At 51.1% G+C, this 15,650-nt stretch carries 12 protein-coding genes; 1 reads left to right on the top strand and 11 read right to left on the bottom strand.

The genetic code is table 11. From position 1 onward, the window contains the following. Positions 1–72 precede the first annotated feature (72 nt). The 5 genes from ACTRXD_RS01055 to ACTRXD_RS01035 form a co-directional block, all read right to left on the bottom strand. A complete protein-coding gene (locus ACTRXD_RS01055) occupies positions 73–654 on the bottom strand; it encodes a DUF3501 family protein (RefSeq protein ID WP_442430029.1) in 582 nt (193 codons plus the stop codon). Next, positions 651–1,925: a heterodisulfide reductase-related iron-sulfur binding cluster gene (locus ACTRXD_RS01050; RefSeq protein WP_442430028.1), complete on the bottom strand. Its 1,275-nt coding sequence runs from the start codon at positions 1,923–1,925 to the stop codon at positions 651–653. Before ACTRXD_RS01050 ends, ACTRXD_RS01055 begins: the two co-directional genes overlap by 4 nt. Before the next feature lie 94 nt (positions 1,926–2,019). Next, on the bottom strand, positions 2,020–2,448 hold the full coding sequence (locus tag ACTRXD_RS01045; protein ID WP_342347508.1) for a rubrerythrin family protein: 429 nt from the start codon (positions 2,446–2,448) through the stop codon (positions 2,020–2,022). Then, positions 2,432–2,935: a Fur family transcriptional regulator gene (locus ACTRXD_RS01040; RefSeq protein WP_442430027.1), complete on the bottom strand. Its 504-nt coding sequence runs from the start codon at positions 2,933–2,935 to the stop codon at positions 2,432–2,434. The genes ACTRXD_RS01045 and ACTRXD_RS01040 overlap by 17 nt, the downstream gene beginning before the upstream one ends. Before the next feature lie 143 nt (positions 2,936–3,078). Continuing rightward, positions 3,079–4,011 carry a cobalamin-binding protein gene (locus ACTRXD_RS01035; RefSeq protein ID WP_442430026.1) on the bottom strand — a complete coding sequence of 311 codons (933 nt, stop codon included), beginning with the start codon at positions 4,009–4,011 and terminating at the stop codon, positions 3,079–3,081. A 459-nt stretch (positions 4,012–4,470) separates the two neighbouring features. Here ACTRXD_RS01035 and ACTRXD_RS01030 point away from each other — a divergent pair, with 459 nt between their 5' ends. Beyond that, positions 4,471–4,707 (top strand): Lrp/AsnC family transcriptional regulator, encoded by a 237-nt coding sequence (locus ACTRXD_RS01030; protein WP_312644591.1) that lies wholly within the window; start codon positions 4,471–4,473, stop codon positions 4,705–4,707. A 254-nt stretch (positions 4,708–4,961) separates the two neighbouring features. On the opposite strand, the gene ACTRXD_RS01025 is transcribed toward ACTRXD_RS01030, so the two are convergent. From ACTRXD_RS01025 to ACTRXD_RS01000, 6 genes are all read right to left on the bottom strand, one after another. Then, positions 4,962–5,441, bottom strand: coding sequence for a urate hydroxylase PuuD (locus ACTRXD_RS01025; RefSeq protein WP_312741846.1), 480 nt, complete (start codon positions 5,439–5,441; stop codon positions 4,962–4,964). A 293-nt stretch (positions 5,442–5,734) separates the two neighbouring features. Then, positions 5,735–6,844, bottom strand: coding sequence for a DNA-3-methyladenine glycosylase (locus ACTRXD_RS01020; protein ID WP_442430025.1), 1,110 nt, complete (start codon positions 6,842–6,844; stop codon positions 5,735–5,737). A 243-nt stretch (positions 6,845–7,087) separates the two neighbouring features. Then, positions 7,088–8,800: a SagB/ThcOx family dehydrogenase gene (locus ACTRXD_RS01015; protein ID WP_442430024.1), complete on the bottom strand. Its 1,713-nt coding sequence runs from the start codon at positions 8,798–8,800 to the stop codon at positions 7,088–7,090. A gap of 333 nt (positions 8,801–9,133) precedes the next feature. Further along, on the bottom strand, positions 9,134–11,077 hold the full coding sequence (locus tag ACTRXD_RS01010) for a DNA gyrase/topoisomerase IV subunit B (RefSeq protein ID WP_442430023.1): 1,944 nt from the start codon (positions 11,075–11,077) through the stop codon (positions 9,134–9,136). Positions 11,078–11,291: 214 nt separating this feature from the next. After that, a complete protein-coding gene (locus tag ACTRXD_RS01005; RefSeq protein ID WP_442430022.1) occupies positions 11,292–13,706 on the bottom strand; it encodes a DNA gyrase/topoisomerase IV subunit A in 2,415 nt (804 codons plus the stop codon). Between the two features lie 82 nt (positions 13,707–13,788). Next, the gene (locus tag ACTRXD_RS01000; protein WP_442430021.1) at positions 13,789–15,222 is read right to left on the bottom strand and encodes a M23 family metallopeptidase; all 1,434 of its coding nucleotides are present in this window, start codon (positions 15,220–15,222) and stop codon (positions 13,789–13,791) included. Positions 15,223–15,650: the final 428 nt, after the last annotated feature.

The following is a 15,650-nucleotide window of genomic DNA, read 5'->3' as shown; positions in this document are numbered from 1 at the left end:
CACGACTTTTAATCTTGTCAATTTATAGAGGACCTGCGACATTGCGGAACCATGCACGGCATGGATGATGAATCACTTGAGATCCTTTAGCCATTCCTGCCTCAACTCCGGAGAAACTGGGGCTTCTGCACGATATTGAGGGTGGAGGATAGTCAGAAAGGCAGGGACTTCCTCCTGGGCCAGGAGGTCTCGAAATTTTGGGGTTGTGGAAAAACGGACAAAATGCACGGCACTGATTTTATCTTCCTTGCTATGCCCGGCCTCAAAATTTGCAAAAACTGAGGTATCGCCAACCTTGATGCCCACGGTATTGGCCTGGTCAATATTCTTAAAAGAATCCAGAAGCGGTTGAATTTTTTCGGAATCGGTGATTTCGATAAACAGTGTGGCGCTCAATTCATTTCGATCGGGTAGGAGGGCATTATACACGTCACATTCCTCCTGAATTTTTCCCGGATCAAAAATGCGCTCTATTCGAATCATTTCTTGTATTTGAAACAGCAGGGTTTCCCGATTCTCAAATACGAGCGTCACGAATTCTCCTACAGAAATGCGGCGCCGTTTTTTAAGGGCTATAATTTTTTGCCGAATGGCGGCGCGGTTTTCCTCATATTGAGCAGCCGGGAGGAGATCTTGCGGTGTGAGCAGTTTCATGGTGTTAATCCATAGGCGTTACGAACGACTTGAATAGGATGAAGGGCCGATTGAGTTGGTGCAGTTTGAAGTGCTTGGTCCAGTTGTAGTGCCGACAGAGGGCAATCGGAGGCGACGACGTCGAACGGCTCCTCTTGAATTTCTCGCACGGCTTTCTTGGCGATTTTCATCGAGAGATCAAAGAATTCGGTCTTGGCACTCCAGGCTCCATCGTGTCCGGAACATTTCTCGATCAGATGAACCGTGGCCCCGGTCAACTCCATCAATTCTTTTGATTTAAAGCCGATATTCTGATCACGTAAATGACAGGGAATTTGATACGCCACGCGTCCAGGATTAGCTTGAAAATCAAGGGAAAGCCTACCTTCCCGTTTGAGCCGCATTAAATATTCGCAAAGATCAAACGTGCGCTCACTCAATTGCTTCATTTCAGGTGTGGGTTTGAGGTAAGGGTATTCCCGTTTGAACATCAGGCTACAACTGGGTGCTGGAATGACAATGTCATATCCCTGATCGAGATAGGGCGCAAAGAGTCGATATTGAGACTCGGCAATCTTGGCCATTCCATCGGTATCACCCACGTCAAACCGTGGCATCCCACAGCACTGCTGATTTGGAGGTACCACGACCTCAATGCCGTTTTTCTCCAAAATTTGTACGGCAGCTTTTCCAATATCAGTCACCTGATACGTCACCAGGCAACTTGGGAAGAAGACTACTTTCCCCTGGCTGCGGGTAAGTGCGGGAGCCGGCTTTCGCTGACACCACCATTGGGTAAACGTCTGGGATTGAAACGAAAGGACTTGGCGGTTTTTGTGCACTCCAACCATACGCTCAACCAGACTTCGAAGCCACGGTGTGCGAAGGGCCCAATTGGTCAGTGGAGCGGTCAGACTTCCCAGTTTTCCGATTAAATCGGTTTGGATCAGGAGCTTGTCGCGCCATGTGGCCCCACCCTCAGCCGTCCGTTGCTTTTTCCAAGCAGCCATGAGCCTGGGAAAATCCAGATCGTATTGATGGGGGGGAGAATAAGGACAATGGTTGAAACAGAGTTTGCAGTAGTAACATTCCTGTTCAATCTTTGTGAAATCCTGCGCAGTGAATTGTGTTGAATCGCTCTCATACTCATCAATCCGGTCAATAAGGGTATTGAACGACGGGCATAAATTAAAGCATCGTCGACATCCGTCACAGACATCGAAAATGCGTCGTGTCTCCGTTTCGAGCTGAGACCGTGTCCAGCCTGGAGTGATAAGGTCAAATTTTGGCACAGGTTATGACTTCGTTTGAGAGTCTGTGAAAGAGTGTTTACAGGGCGGCAGCCTTCTTTATCGACCGCCGCCGTGTGTCATGAGGCCGAGGCTATCAGCTCTGTTTTAGAGTTTCCAGCCCTTTCGTGAACCGGTTCGCATGGGATCGTTCGGCTTTGGCCAACGTCTCAAACCATTCTGCGAGTTCCTCAAGACCTTCATCACGAGCGGTTTTCGCCATGCCGGGATACATCTGGGTGTATTCATAGGTCTCACCTTCAATCGACGCTTTTAAGTTGGCTTCGGTGTTGCCAATCGGCACGCCGGTGGCAGGATCACCGACTTCCTTCAAAAAGTCCAGGTGACCAAACGCATGTCCGGTTTCAGCTTCCGAAGTATCACGAAACAGACCGCCGATATCGGTATAGCCTTCAATGTCCGCCCGCCGGGCGAAATATAAATAGCGTCGATTCGCTTGCGATTCACCGGCAAATGCCGCTTTTAAGTTTTCGTGGCTTTTTGTGCCTTTAAGAGCTTTTCCCATGGAGTCCTCCTTTGACGGTTGTGGGGTGTAACCCCGGTGATGAATGGTTGATGGAGCGCCCCGTGTGGCGGCGACAGGAGCCGCAAAGTCCACGGAAAGCGACCTGATAACTTGTAATTTCAAAATCTTTGGGAATGCCGGCTGGGGAGGTCAGGCGATTCAGTCGAGGATCGATGACATCGACAATGGACTGGCACCCCAAGCAAATTAAATGGTGATGGGGAGACAGGTTGGCATCAAAGCGAGCCCGGGTATGGCCAATATTGACTTCATGAATCAACCCGGAGGTACGCAAGGCCCCAAGTGTGTAGTAGACGGTGTTCAGAGACATCATCGGAAATTGCGGAGCGACTTCAGCAAAGAGCTCTTCCGCGGTCGGATGGGTAGTGCTGCGAAGGAGTGCGTCATAAATAGCCGTTCGCTGCGGAGTCGTTTTTAATCCGCATGCCTGAAACTTTTGTTTGATGTCCTTGAATGAAATTTCCATATCATTCCTGTTTAGGAATAATTCCTATTTAACAAAACACTCAAGAGATGGTCAACCGGAGTACGTAGGCTGTATGGGGGAAAGCCGAGAAAAAAACCAAATTGGGAAGACCCGTGCTTCGTTGAGTGGCGGTTTCAAGGTATTTAACGTTTTGCAGGAACCCATTGCCGCCATCCCTGGCCTTCGTGTCCAAACTGAAATTGAGTGGGATGGAGGATCTCAGCCAAAATTTCGAGGGATTCCACGAGACGCGGGCCCGGGCGGTTGAAAAACTGGTTCCCATCTGTCAAATACACCCTCTGATTTTGCACTGCTCGTAACTGTGGCCAAAGAGGATGCAATGTCATGACCGGCAGTTCTTCTTGAATGCGGGCCATGGAAAATCCACAAGGCATCAAAATCAGGATATCCGGATCCGAAGCGGCTAAGGCTTCCCAGCTTATCCATGGAGCATGTGCTCCCCGCTGGCCAAACACCGATTGCCCTCCGGCAAACTGAACCAGTTCGGGTACCCAGTTGCCGGCAGCCATAAGCGGTTCCATCCATTCAATGCAGGCCACAGTGAGGGGAATAGGTTGTTGTTGGGAGCGGTCCGTAATATCGGCTATGCGTTGGTGGGCCTGTTTTAGAAATGCCTGCCCTGCAGCTTGCTGTCCTAAGCCGTCCGCCACTCTGGTCAGATCCTCCCAAACCCCTGATAAGTTCTGTGCACCCAAAGAAATCAACGTTGGTGACATTCCTATCAGGTCGCGAAGAGCCCGCTGCACCTCATCAGCACTTACGGCACACACCTCACACTGGGTCTGGGTGACGATGACATCCGGACCTAAGTCCTGTATTTGATCAACCAAGACCTCATACAAGGAAATGGCTGACTGGAGACGTTTGGAAACCTGGGCATGAATAGCTTGGCTCGTTCCCTCACTATCCACCGTGGCTTGAGTGCAAACAGGAAGAGAGGTAATGTCGGAAGGGAAATCGCATTCGTGTGACCGGCCGACAATCTGGGCACGGCAACCTAATGCGCAGACCATTTCTGTCCCACTAGGAATCAACGACACAATACGAGAGGACATAAATATTTCCTTGAAGGTGAATAGAATAGGGGAGTGTTGAATAAAACCAATTTCCAAGGGCATATTGCCCCACAGGCACGTTGCATATTAAAGGTCTCGGGGCGGTTCAAAAAAGTCCGTCCAGCAAGGCCGCAGTCATTTTTGCGCGTAGAGCGTACTTCCAGTACGTGAGCACGGAAAAATGGCGAGAACGCCGCTGGCGGCTTTTTTCAACAGCCCCAATAGGGGAAAAATAATCGTTCATCCTACCTGAGAAAGGCAGGGCATCCGCAACTTCTTTTTGGTTACCTGGGCTGTTTGAGAGAGAGCGGGAAGAGAATGGAAGCTACTTTCCATCTATGGTACAAAGGTACTTTCAGCATGGCTCGGCAAATCGCTAATGACTATATCTTTTGTGTCCCAACACCAATTTCACTATTGATGACCGAAATCTGATTCGCATTCATTAAGGAGGTATGTATGGCAGCCAAAGCGTATATTCTCATGAAAGTCAAAGCAGGAAAAGTCCAGGATGTGTTAGAGACCCTCAAAGCCCTTTCCGGGGTGGAACAAGCTCATGCCTGTTTCGGTCAGCCTGATATCTTTGGTCTGGTCAATGCGCCTGATGACCGGGCCCTGTCCAATCTCATCATGGCCAAGATTCACACCATCCCCGGAGTGGAAGAAACCGACACGCATATCGTCGTCCAGGATTAGTTCTTCTTCATCCTTGGAGTAGAAGCGAGGGGTGGATTCCACGGCTGGGACCGATTGAGAACGAACTGAGGATTTTAGATGAAATGGAGAATGCGCATTGCTCCAAATGGTTGCATTGGCGTCTTCGTGCTTACAATCCTTCCAGGCGCTTCTGGTAAATCGAGAGAACAAACGATGCTATAAGAAAAAAGCCGGGGTCTTTTGACCCCGGCTTTTGTTTTGGTTCCGATTCGTTAGAAAGTTCTGATCTGAAATCAGAACAGACCGGAAGCATGGCCAGAATTGGCCATGAAAAATAACATTGGGATGGAAAGCATGGTATTCGTGCGAGACGCCAGGAGTGCCATCCGTCCGGCCTTGGCTTTTTCTTCAGGTGTGGCTTCCTTGAGCCCGAGGACTTTTTTCTGATTGGGCCAGATGATTCCCCACACATTCAGCAACATAATGGTCCCGAGCCAGGCACCCATGCCGATCACGGCATCCGGTCCCTGCAGCATAAATGCACTTCCCATCCGATGCTGATTCATTAGTAAGGCGGCACCAAATATCCAGGTGAATAGGGCTCCCCAGCGAAACCACCAGAGCGCATTGGGCACCAGGTGTTTAAAGGATTCAGCTTTGGTTTCGGGTGTGACGGCTTTGAGAAATGGCACTTGGATGAAATTAAAGTAATACAGGATTCCAATCCAGGTAATGCCCGCGAGGTAATGTCCCCACGCCAATAAACTTTCCATAAAATGTCCTCGTATTCGTTAGGTTGATTAATGATGTCTTTGGAGGTGATGAGGTTCACACCAGCATTTTGACCAGGCCGTACAGGACCACGGTCAATACAAAGCCAGCAGTGATGGTGCCAGAGATCGTATCGAGCGGATTGCCCATTGTCTTCCTCCTTTATTGTTCGTAGTGTTGAGAAGCGGGTTGTGTCATGTGGACTACGGAACGTAGCCAACACGTGTCTGGTGATCTAGCCTAACGTAGACCGGCTATCTTGTTCAAGATATCGGGCAAAAGGATTCGAAAGTATTTACTTCGGGGTGACTCGACGTGTTTTTGGGGGAGTCGAAGCCGGCAGACAGAACCGCCACAATTTCTTTGCCCATTCTCCCGCATAGTCCACGCCGATTCGAGGCAGAGTTTGAATCTGTTTGGGCAAAACGGCCAGTCCGTGGTCTTCGATCCAAAGGGTGGTGCCGAGTGTGGCATCCAGTCCGTTATGCGTGCGATTCACTTCTAAAAAGCGGCAGACCCGGCCGGGACCGTCGATGCGTTTTGGCAAATCCGGCGAATGATCCCCTCCCAAGATTTCCAGTCCTCGAATTAAGACTGCGGCAGGATATTGCTCTTGTTCCGTCACGATATTGAGACAGTGGTACATTCCATAAATCAGGTATACATAGGTGAAGCCAGCAGGGCCGAACATAATTTCTGTCCGTTTCGTACGGCCTTTGGAGGCATGGCAGGCTCGATCCTCCGGTCCCACGTAGGCTTCCGTATCCACAATTTTGGCCTGGATAATCCCGTTTGGCGTCTGTTTGATCAGCACCTTTCCCAGCAGTTCTCTTGCGACTTTCAATGTGGGCCGCTCAAAAAACATAAGCGGTAAAGGGTTCGGAGTATTTTCAAGTTGCCGAACTGTGCTCAAGGAGAAAGAATTCTGATTTCGCTCATTGGTAAGAAAGGTCCGAGGTCTACGGTGAATGACTGGCAGGAATTTCGAAGTAGGGTCATCGTTTTGCCTTCCCCTCCTTTGTAAGGAGGGGTTAGGGGAGGTAGAGCTCTTGGATATTTGGAGGGTTATATTTTCTAATACTCCATCCAAATTGCCTAGAACCTCGTCATTGTTGTAACGAACAATCATGATCCCCAACGAATGTAAATGGTTTTCCCGTAGTCGATCGTTCTTGATTTTATTTTCTGTCGCGTGTACATCCCCATCAACTTCAATGGCCAACGCTCGTTCCGGACAAAAGAAATCTACGATGTAAGGTCCGATTCCATGTTGTCGACGAAATTTGAGCCCCTGGATTTGATAGCCGCGAAGTTTCGACCAGAGCAATTGTTCGGCCGGGGTTTGGTTCGACCGAAACCGACGGCGTATCGGAAGAAAGGCTGACTTCCCTTTTTGTGTGGTCATGGATCCTTGGTCAAATTGATTAAGTTTTTCCCTCCTTAGGTAAGGAGGGCTAGTTGAGGTAGAGACTTCCGGCTACTAACCCAGATTTCAAAAATTTGATACCTCTGACTTCTTTTGGAGAAACTCTACCCCACCTACACCTCCCCTTACAAAGGGGAGGAATAGGAATCGAGGATTTGGGAAAAACCTCCCTCTTTAAGTCCTCTTCGAAATTAAACCCATCACAAAGGAGAGGAAGATTCATCATGTGACGTGAGGGCCGTAGGGTGGCAACGTCGTAAGACGACCATCGTCCAGCGGGCCGCCAACAGTGAAATGATAAAGCGATTGCCACTTGGTTTGAGGATGAATGCCGAGCACCCGATGGACCGGATCATCAAAAAAACAGCCGATCCCCGTTGACCGGATGCCAGCCGCTTCGGCCTCTAGGTAGAGGACTTGGCCAATCAATCCGGTTTCCCAAAATAACCGTTTGTAAAACCACGGGCCATACGTTTCTAAGCTCCTGTCGAATTCGGCGACCATTCCAAGCGCAAAGGCACTGTCTCCGGCAATGTCCTGTCCGCAACTGAGTTGTTTGGCCAGATTTTGCGCATTACCTTCTTCCAAGAGGTAGAACGGAAGATTGGAGGGGCATGCTTCAGGAGTCGACCAGACAAACTGCTCGTGCATCGCGCTTTTGAAAAACATGAGGTCCCGGTGTTCGGGATTTCTATTGACCCAATACAGTCCAGGCGTTAGGCCGTCTATTCGATGTACGAACAAGATGAGGTGAATCGTGGGCTCCCAGGGAATGGCATCCCAGGGCATGGGTCGATCCGGTAAAGGCAAGCCCTCTCTTGGCATGATCCGTTGCAGCATGGTGAAAAAACGATCGGCGGGGAGGCCGGTTCGTCCGTCAAATGCGACGGCACTCCGTCGTTGATGGATGATGTGACCAGCCAAGGGAGTGGATTCAATCACTTCGCCTTCGTTTATGGGAGCCGCTGAAGCATGAAAGGCAATACGTTCGGATTCTTGGGTCGATTTCCATGACGCCTCCGTGACCGAATCGATAATTTCCCACAGGACCGGTTCATCTTTGCTCAAACGGTTTGCCGTGCCTTTCCATTCTCCTGATGTTAGTACCGTATCATGAAGATCGTTGAATGCCAGATTCAGCGTGGGAGAGGGTTGAAGGTTTCTGCGCCAGACTGTCGCCAGCAATTCCGGATATTCCCGTTCTGCCTGTTGAAAATCCTGCGGTCTCGTCAGACCCAAAAGCCGTGCGATCGTCTCGTCTGAGGTGCCACTCAACACCAACAGATTCCAGCCTAAGGTCGCCGCAGCAATTCGCAACGTGCCGATCGCATGGCCCGTATCATGTTGGCAATATCGAAAGGCCCGCTCTCCATATTTCCATGCTTCCCGCCAATGAACGGACGTGAGGCCTATCAGAAATCCTTCAGAAGGCATGCCTTGAAGTATCGATTGGGCGGGTTCAGGAGGAAGCGCCCAACGGTATTCGAGGGCATGTTCCTTCGGGGCATAGTGGTACAGGCCTGGTTCCACGGCAAGATGAGGGAGGGAACCCGTGAAGAGATAGCCCTCCGTGGGGTGGAGGTTCCCGCTGGAAGGGTTACTCCGCAGTGCCCACCGGGTCCCGCCGTACTGTTTCCACGCCGTCAGTGATAACCCATATTCGAAGAAGCGAGAGAGTGTTTTGAGGGTAATGGGTTGAGAGGGGATCGAGTGCAGATGAAAGAGTGATGCATATGGTGGGGAAAGCGGATCTTCCTCACGTGTGAGGTGAGGAAGCGCGATGAGCGGAGCGCCGTCGAATCGTCGGAAGGGATCGGGCTGATTGGCCCAATCCAAATATCCTAACGAGCGGGCGTACCGGTTGAACTCATGCTTGGTCTGCTCGTGATATTGTTTGACGTGGTCAAGGGCTGTTTTCGATTCTTGCTTGGACATGTGGAAGTTCATGAGGACAAGTGTAACACCGTGAGAGGTGAGTGAAACAATACGGGGAGTGTTGAATAATAAAGATGTTCAAGGGCAAATTTGCGCAGGATGAGATTACTCCTCAAAGGCTCCGGGTCGGTTCAAAAAAGCATGCCCTGAGTCTTCCCGAAGGGTCCGTCCAGCAAGGCCGCAGCCGTTTTTACGCGCGGAGCGTACGCTGAGTACGTGAGCACGGGAAAATGGCGAGAACGCCGCTGGCGGCTTTTTTCAACAGACCCATACGGCCTGCCTTATCGCGATGGGTTGGTGTTCCCACCGTTTTTGTTTACAGCTGGCGGGTTGTTACACGTCCAGGTTATCAGCCAACCCGGCGTTGGCCATCAAAAATTCGTACCGGGCTTCTGTGCGTTTTCCCATCAAATCCTGAAAGGTCCGGTCGGTTTGAATTTCGTCTAACAATTCGACTTTGAGTAAGCGACGAGTGGCGGGGTGTAAGGTCGTGACTTTGAGCTGTTGAGGAAACATTTCGCCCAAGCCTTTGAATCGGCTGATGGTGGGATTGGCGTTGCTGCGAGCCCCTGCCACAATCCGTTCTTTTTCCTCGTCGGTGCCCGCCCAGTGGACTTCCTTCCCGATCTCAATTCGGTAGAGTGGGGGTTGGGCAATGTAGACGTGGCCTTGCCGGATCAGATCAGGCATGTGCCGGAAAAAAAAGGTCAGCAACAGTGTGCTGATGTGATAGCCGTCAATATCCGCATCCATCAACAGGATAATTTTATGATACCGGAGCTTCTTGACATCAAAGTCTTTCCCGACTCCACAGCCCAAGACTTTGACGACATCCGCGAGCTCTTTGTTCTCAACCACTTTGCCCAGGGTGAGTTCTTCCGTGTTCAGCACTTTGCCCCGTATGGGAAGAATGGCCTGATTTTTTAAGTCGCGGCCTTGTTTGGCTGTTCCGCCTGCGGAGTCGCCCTCGACGATAAACAGTTCGCTGATGGTTGGATCAGTGCTCTGGCAGTCGGCCAGTTTACCCGGCAGATTGAGACGATGGCTGACGGCCGACTTCCGCATCACGGCTTTGGAGGCTTCACGAGAGGCTTCGCGGGCTCGTGCGGCCAGAATCATGCGACCCACGAGGGTTTCCCCAATACTTTGGTTTTCGTTGAGATAGGTTTCAAGCGCCGGCCGGACCAGATTATCTACTTGTGCCTGCACTTCCGGATTATTGAGCCGTTCCTTCGTTTGCCCCTGAAACTGGGGGTGGAGGACGAGGACGCTCAGTACGGCCGCCATGCCCTCGCGAATATCTTCGGCTTGAAGGGAGAGGCTTTTGGGTGTGAGATTGTGGGTGTCGATGTAATTGCGTGCAGCTTTCACGATGCCGCCGCGTAATCCCATTTCATGCGTGCCCCCATTCGGAGTGGCCACCCCATTGACATAACTTTTGACAAATTCGGCGGGTTCATCGGTCCATTGCAAGGCAACTTCCATCTTCAGTGCCTGTGCCCCTCCTTCAGGGCCTGATGCGCCATTTTTAAATTGGCGTTCCAGGTAAAAGACGAAATCGACGGTCGTTTTTCGACGGCGATCCGCCACTAATTTGCGCAAGTATTCCTGGATGCCCTGTTCGTGATGGAACAGGTGGGTTTCTCCGGTGGTACCATCTTTGAAAGTCAGCTTGAGCCCCTTGTGCAGATAGGCTTTCGCATCCAGGGTATCCTGTAACACCGCGGGATCGAATTGAATGGTTTTGCCGAATATTTTGGGGTCGGGACGAAAATAGACCGAAGTCCCGGTTCCTCGTGCATTGCCCAAGGTTTTGACGGCACCTTGAGGTACTCCGGCCTGATAGGTCTGTTCCCACTCCTTGCCGTCACGTTTCACCTGAACTTCCAGGTGACGGGACAGGGCATTTACCACCGATGCGCCGACTCCATGCAATCCGCCGGAATGGATGTAACTTCCGGTATCAAACTTTCCTCCGGCATGTAAGGTTGTCATAATAATTTCTAATGCCGACTTTTTGTGTTTGGGATGTTTATCCACCGGAATGCCGCGACCGTTGTCCGTGATGCGGAGACCTTCACGCGATTTATCCAGTTCCACGATGATGTGAGTGGCGTAGCCATTAATGACCTCATCGATCGCGTTATCCAGGATTTCCCAGACTAAGTGGTGCAGGCCCGTCTTATCGGTGCCTCCGATATACATCGCAGGGCGGCGTCGGACGGGCTCAATACCCTCCAGCACCACGATGTCACTGGCATCATATGTTTTACCCATGAGTGGATCCTTGTGAGTGAATGGGAATCAAAAAAGGGAGTGTTGAAAAATGCCGCCAGCGGCGTTCTCGCCCCTTTGCCGGGCTCACATACTCCTCCGTACGCTCCGCCCACCCAAGCCGCTGCGGTCTTGCTGGACGAGCCTTTTTGAACACTCCATCAAAATCTTCAGATGAGTATCGGTCATTCATATGTTTATGAAATGCATCAGGAAGCTAAGGGGTAACTTCTGCTTGGAAAATCGGCACGGTCAATTCAGTTGGCATCATGCCGGTCAGACGACCCCGCTTAAACAATGGATGTCCTTTCCCTCCACGTCCGACCACCTGGTACTTGCGAAGGGAGACGGAAAGAGTGCCACCGTCTTCTTTGGCAAGCACGAGTTCTTCCTCTTTTGAAGACAATAACCTAAATCCAACCACGGTATCGTTCTGGTCTAATTTCAAAACGATGACTCCACGGCCCGGTCCGGCCAATTGCGCCACCTCTTCGGCCTGACAAAGCAGGGCTCGTCCTCGCGCAGAGACGACCGCCACGACGGTTTTTTGCAGAGGAGCGGTGACCTGGCTGACCCCGACGACTTCTTCCCCTTCCTTAAGTTTACAAAATTTTCGGCCCAGTCGGGTCGAGGGTTCCTGGAAGGGGTCAAGCTCAAACCGGATCCCCATCCCGCTTGAAGTCATGGCGACGGCTTCTCCGTATAGACCGGTTGGGGTGCTGTCGAAGAGTGGCAGGTTGCGACCTTTTGACGGTGCAAGGGCGGACACTCCCGTTGCCCGCATTCGCGGGTCGAAGCTCAGCCCCTCAATAATCCGTTCGCCATCTTTGAATTTAAAAAGCTTTTGCGCCGGATCTCCAAAGCCACTTCTGGCCGGTGGAATATCGCCGATGCGAATAGAGTACGCGCTGCCATAATTAGAAAAGAACACCACCGATTCAAGGGTGCTCCCGCCTAAAATCGTCATGACCCGATCGCCTTCCCGAACCCGTGCTTTGGAAAGATCTTTAATAAGGCCGACTCGCCGGATCCACCCATCTGCGGAAACGGTGATTACCGCATCTTCTTTAACCCGGAACGCGTCCGGATCAAACTCGACTTCCTCGGTTTGCCGCCGGCCGATTTTGGTCCGACGTTTGTCTCCAAACGCTGTAGCGACCTCTTCCAGTTCTTTTTTGACCACATCCCATAATTTGGTATTGGAAGCCAGAAGGGTTTTGAGATTCTTTGCCTGGCGGAGCTTGTCGGCCAGCTCATCCAGCATTTTTTTGATTTCGGTTCGGGATAATTTATAGATGGGCGTTTCCAAAATCGCGTCGGTTTGAATGGGTTCGAGTCCGAATCGTTGTTGGAGTTTATTGGCAGAATCGGCTTTACCCTCACTTTGCCGGATGATTTTGAGCACCTGATCCAGAGCGTCGAAAATGAGTTTGAATCCATTCAGGATATGGATGCGCTTTTCCAGGACTTGCAAATCGTAGCTGAATCTTCGCTTAACGGTGACAAAGCGAAAGTCGATGAACTGTTCCAGCATCTGCTTGAGATTCAGGCAATCAGGACGCGCCACGGTCGATCCTGGTACCGGAACCAGGCACGTCAAATTAACGGAAAAGTTATTTTGCAGCGGCGTATGTTTAAAGAGATAGGCCATGGCCAGATGGGGATCGGCATCTTTTTGTGTCTCAAGCGCGATTTGAACTTCGGTCGTGGACTCATCCCGGACATCCACCAATTGCGGAACCTTTTTGGTGATGATTAATTCGCCGATCCGTTCCACTATCGTGGACTTATCGACGGCAAAGGGAATGGATGTAATGAGAATGGCTGATTTCCCGTGATCCAATGCTTTGACTTCATATTCTCCGCGAAGCCGGATCGACCCCTGTCCGGTCTCATACATTTCCCGGATCTCAGTTTTGTTGTTTAAAATTTCGCCGCCGGTCGGAAAGTCCGGGCCTTTCAGGTATTTCATGAGATCGGAAATTGAGGCATCCCGTTTCGCAATCAAGGCGATCGCGGCCTCGATCACCTCTCCTAAATTATGGGGAGGGATATTGGTGGCCATGCCCACGGCAATGCCTGTTGAGCCATTCACCAGCAGATTGGGAAAGCGCGCGGGGAGTACCAGCGGTTCTTCCGCTTTGCCATCGTAATTGGGTTGGAAGTCGACCGTGTTTTTATTCAGTTCATTCAGCAGTTCGAGTGCGAGGGGTGTCAGACGGGCTTCGGTATAGCGATAAGCGGCGGGACGATCACCGTCCTGGCTGCCGAAATTTCCATGGCCATCCACCAGGGTGTTACGCAATGACCAGGGCTGGGCCATTCGAGCCATCGCGTCATAAACCGCCGCGTCCCCATGTGGATGCCATTCACCGATAACCGACCCCACGACCTTGGCGCTCTTGATGGGAGGCCGGTCAGGCACAAGGCGATGATTGTGAAACATGGAAAACAAAATGCGCCGCTGCACCGGTTTCAATCCATCCCGGATATCCGGAAGGGCCCGTGAGGTAATAACCGAGAGCGCATAATTGAGGTAGCGTTGACGTGTTGTCTCATCCAATAGAACCGGGATGGTTGCTGAAGGGTTGGTGGTGGAATTATCGGTGCCAGACCGGGTTCGTTTGGCCATACGTTCGTATCCTTTGATGACTCAGAGGGTCTTGAAATTCATGTAGGATTCGGATCTCGGAGGGTGAAGCCGCCTTATGACATTACTGGACTGGCGCGGGCGAGGGGCCTAAGTGTGTTGTGGCCGGTTCCGGTTCTTCATCCGTTGGTTTAACCAGAGAGGGCAATCCTAACTGGTCTTTGATGCGGGTTTTCACCCAAAACGGATCCCACCATTCCGTGGGATTCACCTGTTCGCCATGCAAAATCAAACTAAAATGCAGGTGATCGCCGGCTGCGAGACCGGTGGTGCCTGATTTGCCAATGGGTTGCCCCAGGGTGACAGCGTCACCGGGTTTGCCTTCAATTGAGGAGAGATGTGCATACAAGGAAAGCAATCCATATCCATGATCAACAATAATTGTGTTCCCATAAATTCCCAGATATCCGGCAAATATTACGATTCCATTATTAGCGGCTTCGACGGGATAATGCTGGGTGACGGCGAGATCAAACCCTAAATGATCTTGGGTATCGACGACCTGTCCTTTATACATATATTTGCGGTGATCGGCGAAGGAGGCTTCAACCTGTGAACCTGACAATTGACGAAACGCCCCTTTCCAGAGAAATTCATGGCGGCTGTTTTTGGCCAGTTTGGCAATGGTCTCGTTATTCATTTTGCGTAACGTGTCATTGACCAGAAGGAAATCCTTCAGTGGATCGCCCAGACTCTGTAATTCAGGGGTCTGTGCCAGAATGGTCGGAACCGTTTTACGGATAAATGAGTCGGAAATCGTGATGGAACGGGTACGCCAGGCTTGAGGTTTGACTTTGAAACTGACATCCATGAGAGCGGAGTTGCCATGCCCGTCGTCTGCAATGACTTGAATCGGGGTCGAGGAGGGCAAATTATAAGGAAAGGCAATGAAGGCAAACATGCCGGCATTGTCAGGTGCAGGATATCCCGGGAAGAAGGCCTTTCCAATCTTGATCCCGTGAATAGACACTTCCGGGATCACACGATACCTGACGATACCTGTCCCACCTTGCACGATGGTCGTGGGGGGGGACAGGAGTTCCAATCTGGGTGGGGTAAATTGTGGAGTAAATTCCTTCTCCAATCGTTGTCCGTTACCTTCAAACCAGTTTCGCCAGGAATAGTCCCTGGCGGTCACAATGAGTTGGGCCTGACCTTGCCGGCGAGGCAGGTCCGAGTTGGCATAGGGAATCACGTTCAGCGTGAATTCATGGTCCCGTCCTCCGGTTGCCGACAACCACCCCTCAGAAGAAAAGGATTGGTCAGCCAGGCTGAATGTTTCCAAGTTGTGAATAATGCGGACTGAGATATCCCGAAGACCGGTCTCATTATCATGAATACGAAGCACCAGTGGCGTGGTTGGGCCGACCAGCTCGAATGGTTGTTCGAGCGAGATTTCAGGGGCGGTGGAATCTCCCCATCGTGCGTTCCCGATTAATCCCAGGTAAATGGCGATAAGAGCCAGGACGATGATAAACAGCAAGCCTTTTTTAGACACGATCGAGGTAACTCTTCCTCCAGAGGATGATGCGAGCCGGACAAAAAATGTTCCTCTTCTTATACCATACCCAGCCTTCAGAGCAAGTGGACGATCTGTGTGAAAGACGGTGACGCGCGCGCGCCTGATTCACAAACGTAGAAATCGGCTCTCTGTACTCTTGACATGGACAGGATGATCGCCTAGCCTGTGCCGGGCCACAGCCAGGCCCCATGTCTCATATCCCTCCTCTCGGGCCAGGTGTTCCGTCCAGATGGATGATGTGGGAATTCCCGCTCCCTGAATGGTTGATCAGGAGCTTGGTTTCATGGAAGAAGCCGGTGGCTTCTTGGTGACAAACACATTCCCGAACATTTTCTCAATATTCCTTTATTTTGATAAATGGTGTTCCGATATATGTCGGTAGTGCCGAACAGGCGACAGCCTGA

The sequence above is a fragment of the Nitrospira sp. T9 genome (genome assembly GCF_052156535.1).
Classification (GTDB): domain Bacteria; phylum Nitrospirota; class Nitrospiria; order Nitrospirales; family UBA8639; genus Nitrospira_E.
This window is presented reverse-complemented; position numbering and strand designations above follow the sequence as displayed.